13 protein-coding genes are annotated in these 14,728 nt (G+C 68.5%); 9 read left to right on the top strand and 4 right to left on the bottom strand.

Annotated elements, in window-relative coordinates; all coding sequences use genetic code 11:
* Positions 1 to 73 precede the first annotated feature (73 nt).
* Positions 74 to 739 carry an arsenate reductase/protein-tyrosine-phosphatase family protein gene (locus AC1C2T_RS00150; protein ID WP_495383793.1) on the top strand — a complete coding sequence of 222 codons (666 nt, stop codon included), beginning with the start codon at positions 74 to 76 and terminating at the stop codon, positions 737 to 739.
* A 19-nt stretch (positions 740 to 758) separates the two neighbouring features.
* Here the strand turns inward: AC1C2T_RS00150 and AC1C2T_RS00145 are convergent, their stop codons facing one another.
* Complete coding sequence (locus AC1C2T_RS00145) at positions 759 to 1,214, bottom strand: FAD synthase family protein (RefSeq protein WP_495363310.1); 456 nt, start codon at positions 1,212 to 1,214, stop codon at positions 759 to 761.
* 278 nt (positions 1,215 to 1,492) lie between these two features.
* Here AC1C2T_RS00145 and AC1C2T_RS00140 point away from each other — a divergent pair, with 278 nt between their 5' ends.
* Genes AC1C2T_RS00140 through AC1C2T_RS00125 form a run of 4 tightly spaced genes read left to right on the top strand, consistent with a single transcriptional unit; the run spans position 1,493 to position 5,821 of the window.
* Positions 1,493 to 2,668, top strand: a complete 1,176-nt coding sequence (locus AC1C2T_RS00140; protein WP_495383792.1) for a DUF1972 domain-containing protein — start codon at positions 1,493 to 1,495, stop codon at positions 2,666 to 2,668.
* Positions 2,665 to 3,765 (top strand): Gfo/Idh/MocA family protein, encoded by a 1,101-nt coding sequence (locus tag AC1C2T_RS00135; protein ID WP_495383791.1) that lies wholly within the window; start codon positions 2,665 to 2,667, stop codon positions 3,763 to 3,765. Before AC1C2T_RS00140 ends, AC1C2T_RS00135 begins: the two co-directional genes overlap by 4 nt.
* Positions 3,762 to 4,664, top strand: coding sequence for a hypothetical protein (locus AC1C2T_RS00130; protein ID WP_495363307.1), 903 nt, complete (start codon positions 3,762 to 3,764; stop codon positions 4,662 to 4,664). Before AC1C2T_RS00135 ends, AC1C2T_RS00130 begins: the two co-directional genes overlap by 4 nt.
* Positions 4,661 to 5,821, top strand: coding sequence for a glycosyltransferase family 4 protein (locus tag AC1C2T_RS00125; protein ID WP_495383790.1), 1,161 nt, complete (start codon positions 4,661 to 4,663; stop codon positions 5,819 to 5,821). Before AC1C2T_RS00130 ends, AC1C2T_RS00125 begins: the two co-directional genes overlap by 4 nt.
* Here the strand turns inward: AC1C2T_RS00125 and AC1C2T_RS00120 are convergent.
* The 3 genes from AC1C2T_RS00120 to AC1C2T_RS00110 all read right to left on the bottom strand — a co-directional run bounded on the left by AC1C2T_RS00120 (position 5,787) and on the right by AC1C2T_RS00110 (position 9,413).
* A complete protein-coding gene (locus AC1C2T_RS00120; RefSeq protein WP_495383789.1) occupies positions 5,787 to 7,313 on the bottom strand; it encodes a sugar transferase in 1,527 nt (508 codons plus the stop codon). The two genes, AC1C2T_RS00125 and AC1C2T_RS00120, sit on opposite strands and share 35 nt — an antisense overlap.
* A gap of 344 nt (positions 7,314 to 7,657) precedes the next feature.
* Positions 7,658 to 8,353 (bottom strand): alpha/beta fold hydrolase, encoded by a 696-nt coding sequence (locus AC1C2T_RS00115; protein ID WP_495383788.1) that lies wholly within the window; start codon positions 8,351 to 8,353, stop codon positions 7,658 to 7,660.
* A gap of 76 nt (positions 8,354 to 8,429) precedes the next feature.
* Positions 8,430 to 9,413 carry an EamA family transporter gene (locus AC1C2T_RS00110; protein ID WP_495383787.1) on the bottom strand — a complete coding sequence of 328 codons (984 nt, stop codon included), beginning with the start codon at positions 9,411 to 9,413 and terminating at the stop codon, positions 8,430 to 8,432.
* 96 nt (positions 9,414 to 9,509) lie between these two features.
* On the opposite strand from AC1C2T_RS00110, the gene AC1C2T_RS00105 reads away from it, so the two are divergent.
* The 4 genes from AC1C2T_RS00105 (at position 9,510) to AC1C2T_RS00090 (ending at position 14,727) form a co-directional block, all read left to right on the top strand.
* The gene (locus AC1C2T_RS00105; protein WP_495363302.1) at positions 9,510 to 11,984 is read left to right on the top strand and encodes an HAD-IC family P-type ATPase; all 2,475 of its coding nucleotides are present in this window, start codon (positions 9,510 to 9,512) and stop codon (positions 11,982 to 11,984) included.
* A 179-nt stretch (positions 11,985 to 12,163) separates the two neighbouring features.
* Entirely contained in the window at positions 12,164 to 13,207 is a 1,044-nt protein-coding gene (locus AC1C2T_RS00100) for an alcohol dehydrogenase catalytic domain-containing protein (RefSeq protein WP_495383786.1), read from the top strand.
* Positions 13,208 to 13,279: 72 nt separating this feature from the next.
* Entirely contained in the window at positions 13,280 to 13,654 is a 375-nt protein-coding gene (locus AC1C2T_RS00095) for an ArsR/SmtB family transcription factor (protein WP_495363300.1), read from the top strand.
* Complete coding sequence (locus AC1C2T_RS00090; RefSeq protein WP_495363299.1) at positions 13,651 to 14,727, top strand: cation diffusion facilitator family transporter; 1,077 nt, start codon at positions 13,651 to 13,653, stop codon at positions 14,725 to 14,727. The genes AC1C2T_RS00095 and AC1C2T_RS00090 overlap by 4 nt, the downstream gene beginning before the upstream one ends.
* Position 14,728 lies beyond the last annotated feature (1 nt).

The raw sequence follows: 14,728 nt of genomic DNA, 5'->3' as shown, positions 1-14,728 counted from the left end.
CTCTTCGACAGGCGAAGGCTGCGCTGCATCCACACACATTCTCGCCTGAACTCGAGAGAAAGGACGGGACGGAGTGAATTCGAAGCTCGTGTTCGTCTGCGAGGCGAACGTCTGCCGCTCGCCGTTCATGGCCTTCACGTTCGCCGACGAGCTCCACCGAACGCAAGATCGACGCGACTGGACCATCGGGAGTTCGGGCATCGACGTCGTCGAGGGCCGTGAGATCTGCACAGAGGTGCGGGCGATCATCGACGGCACCGATGAGGGAACAGCCTTCGCCGACGCGCATCGCGCAACCCCATTGCGCAACGTCGGACTGACCGAGCAATCGCTCATCATCGTCGCCACCCGCGTCGAGCGGGGCGTCATCGCGAAGAGCGCGCCCGAATTGCGTGGCCGGCTGTTCACGTTGCGCGAGGCGATCGCCCTGGGGGCCGCCGACGGCATCGATGAGCTGCCGGTCGGCGCCGACGGTTCGCCCGCCACCCTCGCGGCCTATGCGGCCCGGTTGAACGGCCGGCGCGGTCTCATCCCGACGGCGCGACGTTCGGTGCTCTCCCTGTCGCGAGACGCTGGCGACGCGTGGGACACGCCCGATCGTCACCGTGAACGTCGCGGACGCCACCGAGCGATGCTGGCCAAGCTGCGCGACGACGTGCGGTTGTTCCACGCTCAGGTGAACGCATTCCTCGCCACCCCGACCTCGGGTCGGAATCTCGAGGGAGAGCCGCCGCACTGATCCGAACGGGGTCGTGTGCTCACTCAGCCCGCTCACCGTTGACCTGGGAGACCTGAGGGGTGAGCGCGTCGAGCGCCCGCCGAAGGGCCGTGCTCGACGTGTGCACGGTGTAGGGAAAGTACACGACCTCGACGCCGACCGCAGCGAATTCCCGCTCCAATCGGCGGCCGCGCGGGGTGCCGCGCCAATCGTCGCCTTTGAAGAACACGTCGAAGTGGAGTTCTCGCCAGGTGTCGAGCTTGTCGGGCACGACTTCGGCGTGGACCTCGTCGACGAAGCGGATGTGGCGGACGATCTCGAGGCGTTCGGCGAGTGGCACGACCGGTCCTCGCCCTTTGGTGCGTTCGAGCATTTCGTCGCTCACGACCCCGGCGATGAGGTGGTCGCACTGGTCTTTGGCGTGCTTGAGCACGTTCAGGTGTCCGACGTGGAAGAGGTCGAACGCGCCTGCGGCGTAGCCGATGCGACTGGGCATGCGTCACATTTCCTGTTTCGGGTTCGGAACGCGGTGAAGCGTGGGTTCCGAGTTTTCGGGTGCCTTGACTCTAGAACTGCGTCCGCTCGCGGGGCAGCCCCAAGACGGGGGGCGAAACGAGCCGAGATCGGCGTGATCACGCGGATCGGGCGCAATTCCCCCCTCGATTTGGGGGGCGGCCGGACGGCACTGCCGTCGTTAGACTCGCGACACCGCCCGCGGATGCGGCTGCCGAACGGCCGCAACCCTCTCGACACCGTGGGCGACGGGGCACACGCATGCGAACTGTTGCAGGGCAAGCGGATGCGCGACCCATCGTGCGCATTCTCGGCACCCACGGCGTGCCCGCGAACTACGGCGGATTCGAGACCGCCGCCGAGAACGTCGCGATCCACTTGCGCGACCACGGCTGGCGCCCCGTCGTCTACTGCCAGTCCCAGGGCGACGGACCCATCGTCGAAGACACCTGGAACGGCATCGACCGCATCACCATCCCGGTCGCCGGCGATGGCTGGCTCGGCACGTCGAAGTTCGACCTGCGCTCGATCCGCCACGCGGTCGGCCATCGCGACGTGTGCCTCACCTTCGGATACAACACGGCCGTCTTCAACGTGGCGCAGCGCATTCGCGGAATCCCCAACGTCATCAACATGGATGGCATCGAGTGGTCGCGTGCGCGATGGGGGAAGGCGCGACAGGCGATCCTGTACGTCAACGAACGCATCGCGTGCTGGGTCGGAGACCGCCTGATCGCGGACCATCCGGTCATCGAGGAGTACCTCGCGCGGAAGGCGAAGCGCAGAAAGCTGCACACGATCACCTACGGAGCGCATGCGGTGACGGATGCCCCGACCGAAGCGGTGACGTCGAGAGGCCTTGTACCCGGTGCGTACGCCACGCTCATCTGCCGGCCGATCCCCGAGAACTCGATCCTCGAGCTCGTCGAGGCATTCTCCGCGAAGCCTCGCGAGCAGCGTCTGGTCGTGCTGGGCGACTATCTCGACACCGACTCCTATCACCGTGCCGTCAAGGCCGCCGCGAGCGACGATGTGCTGTTCATCGGACCGGTCTACGACCCCGATGAGCTTGCCGCGATCCGCTTCCACGGCATCGCCTATCTGCACGGCCACACGGTCGGGGGTACGAACCCCTCCTTGGTCGAGGCGATGGCCGCCGGCAACCCGGTGGTCGCCCACGACAACCCCTACAACCGCTGGGTCGCAGGCGACGGTGCGCTGTACTTCGATTCGACTGCCGAGGCGACGACGAGACTCGACGCCTTGCTCGAGTCCGCAGAACTGCGCGCGCAGCTCAGTGGAGCCAGTCGTGCTCGGCACGCCGAGGAGTTCACGTGGGAGCATGTCGCCGGCCAGTACGAGGCGTTGCTCGCCTCGGTGAGCCCGCGCCGTCCGGCCGGCCTCGCCGTCACCCACGCACCAGGAGGAGAAGCATGATCAGGGTCGGGGTCGTCGGGCTCGGAAAGATGGGGCTCTCGCACCTCGCGATGATCCGCGCACATCCCGACGTCGAGGTCGTCGCCGTCGTCGATTCGACCGCGTACATCCTCGACGTGCTCGGCAAGTACACCGGGGTGCCGACGGCGAGCGACTACGAGCAGATGCTCGACTCGGCGCGACCCGACGCTGTGCTCATCGCCACGCCGACCCGGTTCCACGCACCCATGGTGCGGGCCGCGCTCGGGCGCGGCATCCATGTCTTCTGCGAGAAGCCGCTCTGCCTGACCTCGGCCGAGTCGGTCGAACTCGCCGAGCTCGCAGCCGAGCGCGGACTCGTCACGCAAGTGGGCTATCACAACCGCTTCGTGGGGGCCTTCCGTGAAGTACGCAGACTCCTCGACCTGGGTGCGATCGGCACGGTCACCCACCTCCTCGTCGAGGCCTACGGGCCGGTGGTGCTCCGGTCGAAAGGGTCGACCTGGCGCAGCCAGCGAACCGAGGGCGGCGGGGCGCTCTACGACTACGCGGCGCATCCGATCGACCTCGCGACCTGGTACGCCGGGCGCCCGGTCGGGGTCGGCGGCACCGTGCTGGGCAGCGTCTTCTCCGCCGATACCGAAGACGAGGTGTACAGCACCCTCTTCTTCGGCGGCGGCGTCAGCGGGCAGGTGTCGGTGAACTGGTCGGATGAGTCGTACCGCAAGATGACGACTCGCGTGACGCTCACCGGCACAGCCGGCCGCATCCACGCCGACCGCCAGGAGGTGCAGGTGTACCTTCGGGACTCCGCTCCGGCGATCGACGGCTACGAGCCCGGCTGGAACGTGAAGTACACGACGGAGCTCACTGATCCCGTCTGGTACTACCTCCGCGGCGAAGAGTACAGCGCACAGCTCGACCACTTCGTTCGACGGGTGGTCGATCCGGCACTCGCGGCGACGAACGACTTCGCCAGCGCCGCGGTCACGGATCGAGTCATCGAGATGCTCACGATCGACGCGGAGACCGGTCCGTCGGTACTCGACGAGACCGCTGTCCTGAGCCGGCCGGTGGAGCAGCGCAGTCCGTCGCGCTGGAAGAGGAGACGCTCGTGACCCACGGCATGGAGGACACGACGGCCGCGGCGGTTCGCCCGCTCGACCGGCTGCTGTTCGGTGACAACCAGTTCTTCGGTGTGAACCACATGTCCGAAGAGAAGGCGCGCGCGCAGGCGATGCGATTCCAGCACATCGGCGCGGTGATGCAGGTGATCGACGATGCCTACGACGCAGGGGTGACGACGTTCATGTGCACGACGCACGATCGCATCTCCGAGGTCGTCGACCGGGTGCTGGCCGATCCCGCTCGGTACCCCGACTTCACCTTCCTGCCCTGCATGCCGTACGCGCACAAGTACGCCGATGCCGTGACCGAGAGCGGGATGGTGGGCGCGCTGCGCCGCTTCCTGCCCGAAGAGGGGATGGTGAACGCGATGCTCCGCGGTGGTCGCTCGATCGCGAAGAAAGACGTCGAGGGTCTCGTCACGCTGCTCGTCGATGCGGAGATGGCGATGTTCCGGGGCGTCCGCACGCCGGTGATCTGGTTGCAGAACGTCGTCTCGGACCTGATGCTCGGCCTCGGCTTCACTGATGCGTTCGCGATCTTCGCAAACCACGTGCGTGATCGGTACGGTGCTGAGCCCGGCTTCATCACGATGAACCTGCCCATGTTGCTGAACGCCCTCGACGACGCCGGCGTCGCGAATCCGCTCGTCTGCTCGAACATCAACAAGCTCGGGTTCCGGATGTCGGGCGGCACCGAGGCGTACCACGAAGCGCTCGCTGCCCGGCCTTTCCGAGCCGTCGCGATGTCGGTGTTCGCATCAGGAGCGATCCCACCGCGGGAGGCGATCGAGTGGGTGTTCGCCCAGCCGAACATCGAGTCGGTCGTGTTCGGCGCCTCGAGCCGCGCTCATATCGAGCAGACGGTCGAGCTCGTTCGCGAATTCGCATGACACTCCGGCCGACCTCGCATCGCAGTGACGGCCACGGCCCCCTGCGGATCCTGTTCGACGGCTTCTGGTGGGCCAGCGGCCCGACATCGAACCGCCAGGTGATGCGGGAGTTCATCTGGGGGTGGGCTGCGGAGTTTCCCGGCGATGAACTCATCGTGGCCGTTCGGCGCAGAGACCTGGCGACCGCTCGAGCAGAGCTGCCGGCCGGCGTTCGCGTCGTCGGTACGAGGATGTCGCCCCAGGGCGTGAGCGCCATCCTCGAGCTTCCGCTCATCGCGCGCCGCGTGCGCGCCGACATCACGTTGACGCACAATTTCACGCCGTTCGTCGGCCGCTCAGCGGTGTTCGTGCACGACTTCATGTTCCTGAGCAATCCCGAGTGGTTCACCCGCACAGAGCGCGCCTACTTCGCCCTCATGCCGGCCACGATCGGTCGTGCATCGATCGTCTTCAGCTCGTCGGCCACCGAGGCCGCCCGCATCCGGGCATCGGCTCGAGGGCGACGCGTGGTTCCGGTCGGTCTCGCGGTCGGGAGTACGCTTCGCCGGGCGGTACCGCGTCGTCCGACCGCCCTTCGCGACGTCGATGCGTTCCTGCTCGCCGTCGGTCGCCTGAATGTACGGAAGAACCTGGCGAACGTCATCGAGGCCGCCATCGACTCGGAACGGGTCTCAGTGTCGTTCCCGCTCATCGTCGTCGGTGAGCCCGGAGGAAGGACTGCCGACCTGACGGGCGCGGCGGCGGCGGCGGTCGCCGAAGGTGCAGTTCGATTCCTCGGCTTCATCGACGACGACGAGCTCGCGTGGCTCTACATGCACGCGACGGCCCTCATCTTCGTGAGTCTCGACGAGGGCTTCGGAATGCCGACGCTCGAAGCACTCCATTTCGGCACCTCCGTCATCGCGAGCGACATCCCGGTCTTTCGTGAAATCCTGGGCACGGCAGCGACATTCGTGAAGCCCACGGATGTCGCGGCGATCGCCGCGGTCATGCGCGACGTGCCGGCACGGGGCGATGCGGTGGTTCCGACTCCCGAGGAGCTCGGCTTCTCGTGGCAGCGGAGCGTGCGTACGATGCGGGCCGCGATCGTCGAAGGGCCCGCGCGAGCCCGCCGTCAAGAGGTCAGTACGCCCCGCTCGGCCGCACGACCGTCTTGACGGTGCGCCACACGAGCATCAGATCGCCGATGAGCGACCAGTTCTCGACGTAGTAGAGATCGAGACGCACGCTCTCCTCCCAGCTGAGATCCGATCGTCCGCCGACCTGCCAGGGTCCGGTGAGGCCGGGCTTGATCATGAGCCGGCGTTTCGTCGTCGCTTCGTAGCATTCGGCTTCCGTCACGAGGGGCGGCCTCGGTCCGACGACGCTCATGTCACCGATGAGGATGTTCCAGAACTGCGGCAGCTCGTCGATCGAGTACTTGCGCAGGACTCTCCCGAGGCGGGTGACGCGCGGGTCGGACCGGAGCTTGAACAGCATGCCGGAGCCGTCGTTCTGTTCGAGCAGCGCCGCGAGATCCTGTTCGGCGGTCTGAACCATCGAGCGGAACTTGACCATCTCGAACGTGTCGCCGTCACGACCGCACCGGGTCTGTCGGAAGAGCACCGGCCCTGGGCTGTCGAGCTTGATCAGGAGTGCGACCACCGCGAGGAGCGGGCTGAGGAAGAGCAGTGCCGTGCCGGCGAACACGATGTCGAAGCTGCGCTTGATCACGTGCCGCCAGCCGTCGAAGGTTGGGATCTCGACGTGGAGCAGCGGCAGCCCGTCGACCGGCCGGAAGTGGATGCGAGGGCCGGCGACGTCCGTCAGTCGTGATGACAGCACGAGTTCGGTCGCAGTGCCCTCGAGATCCCAGCTGAGCTGGCGGATCGCGTCGTTTCCGTTGGTGTACTGACTCGCGACGATCACCGAGTCCGCGCGGTGCTCTGCCGCCGCGGTCGCGGCGCCGGGGATGTCGGCGACCACCGGAATGCTCTGACCGTCGCTGGTGAGCTCGGACCGGTCGTCGCCGTCGATCGCGGCGCCGACAACGTGGAATCCTGCGCCGGTGTCACGGGCGATCTGGGCCGCGACATATTCTGCGTCGACGCGCGAGCCGACGATGATCGCGCGGGAGAGGAAGTGACCCTGGCTGCGCTGCGTGAAGAGCCATTTGCGCCAGAGCCACCGGCCGGCCAACAAGCCACCGATTCCGACGGGAGCGCCGACGAGGTACCATCGGGCACCCGTCGTCTCGACGAGGAGGAAGACGATCGCCGCGATTCCGAAGGTGGTCGCGGTGGCGTTGAGCACCCGCTTGTACTCGAGGGCGCCGACGCCGAGCACGTGGGCGTCGCGACTGCGGAAGACCACGAGTGCGAGCAGCCAGACTGCCGCCATGAGGGCCGGCACCCCCATGCGCTGGAGCGGTTCTTCGGTGATGAGTTCGCGGCCCACTACTGCGGATCGAACGGCGACGGCGACCAACATGGTGACGGCGACGACGGCCGCGTCCGTGATGCGGAGGCGATCCCGGTACTGGCGTACCCACTGGAGCCCGGACGAAGCAGCGTCGACTCGGTCGATCGCGGCGGCGGGAAGGGCGTCGGTACCGTGGAACCGCCCGGCGTTGCGCGCGGGCGGTTCCAGCGGTGACGGGAGGCCGGTCATGGGCGTGACTCGGTCTCGATGGAGACGAAATCGTCTCTCATGGGTCGACGGAAACGTCGACGGGTTGCAGGCTGCATTGTTCGTTCTTCGTGTCGGATAAACGGTGCGACGCCAAGTCGGTGTTCTTGGCGTCGAGCACCGGCTCGCAACTGAACGAACGTCGACGAGCCGGTCGTGCGACATCCTTTCGGGAGGATGTTGCCCCTGACGCTACTCGCCTGCTAGCGTCGACACCTTACCCAAAACGGGGGGCTTGCGGCGGCTGGTCAGAGCTCGCGAATCCGCGTTCGTCTGCAGTGTGAACGCTGCCGTATGAACGCGAGGATTCGCCTATACGGCTCGAGTCAGGCGATCGCCGCGACGATCGCCTGACCGAGTTGCACCGGCTTGGTGAACTGCGGCCAGTGTCCGGTCGGCACATCGAGGTAGCTCACGTTCTTGATCTTCGCGAGCTCGCGCGTATACGGCGAGCCCGCGGCGATCCACTCGGCGAGGAGCTTGCTCGGGAACTCGCTCGCGATGATCGTGACCGGTACGTCGTAGCGTCGTTCGTCGCTGAGCTGCATCGGTTCGGTGGCGACGGCTGCCGGCTCGGGGATCGCCCGGGCGCGGAATGCTGCGCGAAGTTCATCGTCGAGGTCGACGAGGTCCTCGTCGCCGAACGCCTCCCACGGCGGCAGCGGCAGGTCGGCGCCCTCGCTCGGGAACTCGTCGTTGATCACGTCGCCATCGGCGAGGGGACCGGCGTCGACGTAGACGACCCGCACGATGCGGTCGGGTCGGGCGTCTGCCACGCCGTGCGCGATCGCGCCGCCGCCCGAATGGCCGACGATCACGACCTGGTCTTCGAATGTGTCGACGATGGCGGCGACGGCGTCGATGTGGGTGCGCAGGCCGATGCTCGCTCGGTCGGCATCGGCCGACTCGAGACCGGGAAGGGTCAACGGGTGCGCGCGGTGGCCGGCCTCTTCGAGGACCGGCGTCACCCGCTGCCACGATGATGCGTCGAGCCAGAATCCGGGGATGAGAATGATGTCCATGCAGCGAAGCTAGCGTCGGCAGCAGACATTCGGAACGGGTCGGCGAAGCCCCTTGCGGCGACCACCGCCGCGCGCATCAGGCACCCTTGCGGGGTGACACCGCCGCGGCGCGCGGTGCGCGGCGTCCACCGGCGGTGGCGAGCACGACGATGCCGGCGGCGAGCAGGAGGAGCCCGAGCAGCGCGCCTGGTGGCAGCGCCTCGCCGAGCAGCGCGACGCCGAGGATGCCGGCCGTCAGCGGCTCCGCGAGCGTGAGCGTCGACACCGTTGCGGGGGCCAGCCCGCCGAGCCCGTATCCGAAGAGCAGGTAGGCGAGGGTCGTCGTGACGAGCCCCAACCAGAGGGCCATGGCGAGCCCGGGGCCGGTCGCGAGCCACGCGGCATCCGTCGAAGCAAGCAATGGGAGGCTGAAGACGGCGGCGACGCCGAAGAGTGCTCCCATGCTCGTCGTGCCGCTCCAGCCACGGTCGAGCAGGGCTTTGGCTGCGAGGGTGTAGACCGCGTACGAGGCGCCGGCGCCGAGCGAGGCGGCGAGGCCGAGCGGGTCGGCCCCCGAAACATCCGAAGCTCCCGAACCACCCGACGCGCCACCGCCGGTCGCCGCGGCGAGAATGCCGACGCCGAGGGTCGCGATCGCGGTGGCGACCGCCCAGCGGTGGCCGGGGTAGCGGCGGTGCAGCGCCCAGTCGAGCGCGCCGGTCAGCACGGGAGCCGAGCCGAGAGCGACCACGGTGCCGACGGCCACTCCGTTCGCCGCGGTGCCCGCGAAGAACGCAGGCTGGTAGGCGATGACGGCGGCAGCGCCGATGATGATGATGAGCCAGGCGGGCAGCGGATGCCGCGTGGCCCCGCCGGGCGCCCGAGCGGCGGGTGTCCCGACCGCACCGCGTCGGCGCCCGGCGAAGTGGACGATCACGGCGATGAGCCCGAGGCCGCCGCCGCCGATGAGGATCCGCGCTGCGCCGACCGAGGTCGCGCTCGCCTCGGGACCGAGGGCCTGCGCGGTGCCCGTGGTGCCGAAGCAGACGGCCGCGAGCAGCACGGCGGTCACGAATCGCATGGCACATTGTTACACAATCACCGGTGCTGCGCCTCCCTCCCGTCGGCGCGAACGCTGTGCGAGACTCGATCCGGGGCGGGTCGAACGGGGGCGTCGATGAGCGATGAACAGCTCGTGGTGAAACCTGCCGTGACCGATCCCGACCGTGGCCTCACCGCCGCCGAGGTCGAGGCCCGAGTGCGCGACGGCCGGGTGAACATCTCCAACGACGCGTCGAGCCGCAGCATCTGGAGCATCCTCCGAGCCAACGTCTTGACCCTCTTCAACGGCATCGTGGTCACGGGCTTCCTGCTTCTCCTGATCCTCGGGCGATGGCAGGACGCCCTCTTCGGCATCGCCGCGATCGCGAACGCCGCGATCGGCGTCGTGCAGGAGTACCGCGCCAAACGCGCGCTCGACAAGCTCGCCCTGCTCCACGCCCCGCGCGCCCATGTCGTGCGGGACGGCGTGGAGCGCGAGATCGACGTGCGCGGCGTCGTCGAGGACGACGTGCTCATCCTCCGCTCGGGCGATCAGGTCACGGCCGACGGCCGACTCGTCGACGAGGTGCGACTCGAGGTCGACGAGTCGCTGCTCACGGGCGAGTCCGAGGCGATCGACAAGGGGCCGGGCGACCGCGTGCTCTCGGGTTCGATCGTCATCGGCGGGCGCGGCCGGGCGATCGTCACCGACGTGGGCGACGCGGCCTTCGCGGCCAAGCTCACGGCCGAGGCGAAGCGGTTCTCCCTCGTGAGATCGGAGCTCCGCAGTTCGATCGACCGCATCCTGAAGTGGATCACGTGGGCGATCTTCCCGATCATGCTCCTCGTCGTGAACGCCAACATGGTGGCCGCGGGCGGCTGGAGCCACGCCATCGAGACGGGGCAGTGGCACGAAGCGGCCGTGGCATCCGTCGCCGCCGTCATCGCGATGATTCCGCTCGGCCTCGTGCTCATGACGAGCATCGCCTTCGCGGTCGGCGCGGTCAAACTCGGTTCTCACAACGTGCTCGTGCAGGAGCTGCCGGCCGTCGAAGGGCTCGCACGCGTCGACCTCATCTGCCTCGACAAGACGGGCACGCTCACGAGCGGCGAGGTACGGTTCGACGGCGTGCATCCGCTCGGCGATGCCCCGCCCGAGGGGTGGCGGCTCGCCCTCGCATGGAACGGCGCCGAGCCCGACGCGAACGCGACCGCCAGGAGTCTCGCCGATGAGTTCACGCTCGAGGCGCCGCTCGAGCCTGCAGCGCGCATCGAGTTCTCCTCGGCCCGCAAGTGGAGTGCCGTCGCCTTCGACGAGTCCGTCGGCGCTCCCGGCACGTGGGTGCTCGGCGCCCCCGAGTTCGTCTTGCGCGATTCGGCGGTGACGGATGCCGCGGCATCCGCTGCCCTCGAACGCGCGGGCGAGCTCGCCGAGTCGGGGCGGCGCACCCTGCTGCTCGCTCACGCCCCCATCTCGCTCAGCGAAGCGGATGCCGCCGCCGCGCGCCTGCCCGACGGGCTCACCCCGGTCGCCCTGCTGACCTTCCGTGAGGCGGTGCGCAGCGACGCCGCCTCGACCCTGCGCTACTTCGCGAAGGAGGGCGTCGCCGTGCGGGTCATCTCGGGTGACAACCCGCGCACGGTCGCGGCGGTCGCCCGCGAGGTCGGCCTCGACGCGGGCGAGGGCTTCGACGCGCGAGACCTGCCGGAGGATCTCGACGAGCTCGGCGACGTGCTCGACACGCACCTCGTGTTCGGTCGAGTCACGCCCACGCAGAAGCGGGCGATGGTGCGGGCGCTCCGCGCACGCGGGCACACCGTGGCGATGACGGGCGACGGGGTCAATGACGCGCTCGCGATCAAGGAGGCCGACATCGGCATCGCGATGGAGTCCGGGTCGGCTGCGACGAAGGCGGTCTCCCGTATCGTGCTGCTCGACAGCAGCTTCTCGCACATGCCGGGGGTCGTCGCCGAAGGGCGACGCGTGATCGCGAACATCGAGCGCGTCTCGATGCTCTTCCTCTCCAAGACCGCGTATGCGATCGCGATGGCGGTGCTCTTCGGCATCCTCCTCTGGCCGTTCCCGTTCCTGCCCCGGCAGCTCTCCGTCACCGACGGGCTGACGATCGGCATCCCGGCGTTCCTGCTCGCGCTGCTGCCCAATACGCGGCGCTACGTGCCGGGGTTCCTGCGGCGCTCGCTGTCGTTCGCCATTCCCGCCGGGCTCGTCGTCGCCGTCTCGATCGCCGTCGTCTCGGGTCACGCCCGTGTGCTCGGCTTCGACGAGCAGATCGTGCGCACCGCGTGCACGATCACGCTCGCGCTCATCGGCCTCTGGATCCTCGCCGTGCTCTCCCGGCCGTTCACCTGGATCAAGGCCGGCGTGCTCGCCGCCATGGTCGTGGGGCTCGTGCTCGTGCTCACTGTGCCGATCGCCGTGACGTTCCTCGAGTTCGTGCCGCTGCCGCTCGACACGCTCATCGACGTGGCCATCGTGGTGCCGATCGCGTGGGTGCTCATCGAGGCGATCGGGTTCTGGCATCGCCGCCGCTTCGGCACGGCATCGGAGATCGCCGAGCCCGAGCGGCACCGGCGCCGCACGGCCCCATAGGCCGCATCTCCTCCCGAGTTCAGGCGTCGGCGGGCCGCCGGGCGCGCGAGCACCCCTCCGAAGGCCGATAGGCTCGCGGTTGTCGCGCGCGCGAATCAGGTGACGATGCCATGAGCAGCGCCGCCGACATCCGCTCACCCTGAGCCTGTCGATGGGTGACCCGATACGGAAGGACTCCTGTGCGCGCTGTGCTCTTCAACGCCTTCGGTGAGAAACCCGAACTCGTGGAGGTGGCGGAGCCCGCCTGTCCGCCGAGGGGCGCCGTCATCCGGGTTCGGGCGACGGGTGTGTGCCGCAGCGACTGGCACGCCTGGATGGGTCACGACGACGCCGTGTCGCTGCCGCACGTTCCCGGCCACGAGTTCGCCGGCGAGATCGCGGTGCTCGGCTCAGAGCTCGCAGCAGATTCGGGTTGGGCTGTCGGCGATCGTGTCACGGCACCCTTCATCTGCGCCTGCGGACGCTGCCATGAATGCCGCTCGGGCAACGAGCAGGTGTGCGACGCCCAGTCGCAGCCGGGCTTCACGCACTGGGGGTCGTTCGCCGAGTACGTCGCGATCGACGAGGCCGAGCTCAACCTCATCCGCCTGCCCGAATCGCTCGGCTTCGTCGAGGCGGCTTCGCTCGGCTGCCGATTCGCGACCGCGTACCGGGCGATCGTCTCTCGAAGCAGGCTCGCTCCCGGCGAGCAGATCGCGGTGCACGGATGCGGCGGGGTCGGCCTCTCGGCCATCATGATCGCCGTCGCCGCCGGTGTGAAGGTCTACGGCGTCGACGTCTCCGATGCCGCGCTCGCCGCGGCCGAGGGTCTCGGCGCGGTACCGGTGCAGGGCGGTGAGGGTACGGCAGAACGGATCCTCGAGGCATCCGGCGGCGGGGTGGATGTCTCGGTCGACGCCTTCGGCAGCACCGAGACCTCGTTCGCTTCGGTGCGCAGCCTCAAGAAGCGCGGCCGGCACGTGCAGATCGGGCTCATGGTCGGCGACTCCGCGCTCGCCGCGATGCCCATGGACGCCGTCATCGCGGGTGAACTCGAGATCCTCGGCAGCCACGGCATGGCCGCGCACGAGTACCCGTCGATGCTCGGCGCGGTCGCTTCGGGCGACTTCCGGCCGATCGAGCTCGTCGGCCGTCGCATCACACTCGACGAGGTGCCGAAGGCGCTCGCTGCGATGGGCAAGGCCGGGGGAGCGGGCTCGGGCATGACGGTCGTCGAGCTGTAGCGGCATCCGCTCGCCCGACCGAGACCGCGCTGAATCGAGACAGGCGGACGGTGCCCGTGGCATAATCTGCGTATGGATGCAGGTACGCAGATAGGTGGGGGTTCGCCCGACAGCCAGTACGTCGAACTCGCCGTCGAGGTCTTCTCGATGCTGGCCGATGCCACCCGCATCCGCATCATCCTCACGCTCCGCGACCGCGGCGAACTCTCGGTGAACCTGCTCGCCGACCTCGTCGACAAAGCCCCCGCGGCGGTCTCCCAGCATCTGGCGAAGCTGCGCCTCGCACGAATCGTCGCGACCCGGCACGAGGGCACCAAGGTCTTCTACCGCCTCGAGAACGAACACGCACGCCAGCTCGTCGCCGACGCGATCCTCCAGGCGGAGCACTCGCTCGGCGGCACTCCCCGGCACCACGACATCGAGTCGGCTACGGAGGCGACAGCGTGACGGATGCATCCAAAGCACACGTGCACGGACCGGCCGGCGAGCACGTGCACGATCACGATCATGTGCACGCCCACGACCAGGACCACGTGCACGACCACGACCACCCTCGCGGTATCCGCGGATTCCTGCACGAGCTCTTCCTGCCGCACACCCACGATTCGGCCGACTCGGTCGATGACGCGCTGGAGTCGAGCCGGCAGGGCATCCGTGCCCTCAAGATCAGCCTCTTCGTTCTCCTCGCCACGACGATCCTGCAGTTCGCGATCGTCTTCGTCAGCAACTCGGTTGCGCTCCTCGCCGACACCGTGCACAACTTCTCCGATGCGCTGACTGCAGTGCCGCTCTGGATCGCGTTCGTCCTCGGCCGGCGAGCCGCGTCACGGCGCTACCCGTACGGCTACGGCCGCGCAGAGGATCTCGCCGGTCTCTTCATCGTCCTCGTCATCGCGGCATCCGCCATCGTCGCGGCGTGGCAGTCGATCGATCGGCTGGTGCATCCCCAGCCCGTGGAGAATCTCGGCTGGCTCATGGCGGCGGGTGTGATCGGCTTCCTCGGCAACGAGGCAGTCGCGATCTATCGCATCAGGGTCGGGCAGCGCATCGGCTCTGCCGCACTCGTCGCCGACGGGGTGCACGCCCGCACCGACGGCTTCACGTCGCTCGCGGTCGTGATCGGCGCTGTCGGCGTGATGCTCGGATTCCCTCTCGCGGATCCGATCGTCGGGCTCGTGATCGTCGTGGCGATCCTCGTACTGCTCTGGGGCACGGTGCGCAGCGTCGGCCGCCGACTCATGGACGGCATCGAGCCCGAGCTGCTCGATCGCGCAGAGCATTCGCTCGCACAGACTCCCGGGGTCACCGCGGTCGATGTCGTGCGGCTCCGTTGGAGCGGCCACCGGTTGAGCGGCGACGCGGTCGTCGCGGTGGCCGGCGATCCAACCCTCCACGACGTGGAGGCGATCGCTGTCGATGCCGAGGCGCGGGCACGGCTCGCCCTCCCGAAGCTCGACGCATTCGCAGTGCGCGTGATGAGCGTCTCACCCGCGTCGTCGCGTGAAGCCGGGGGCCCGTAGC

Source organism: Agromyces sp. Y558, from assembly GCF_059445415.1.
Note: the sequence above shows the minus strand (reverse complement) of the source record. Positions and strands in the feature narration are given on the sequence as shown.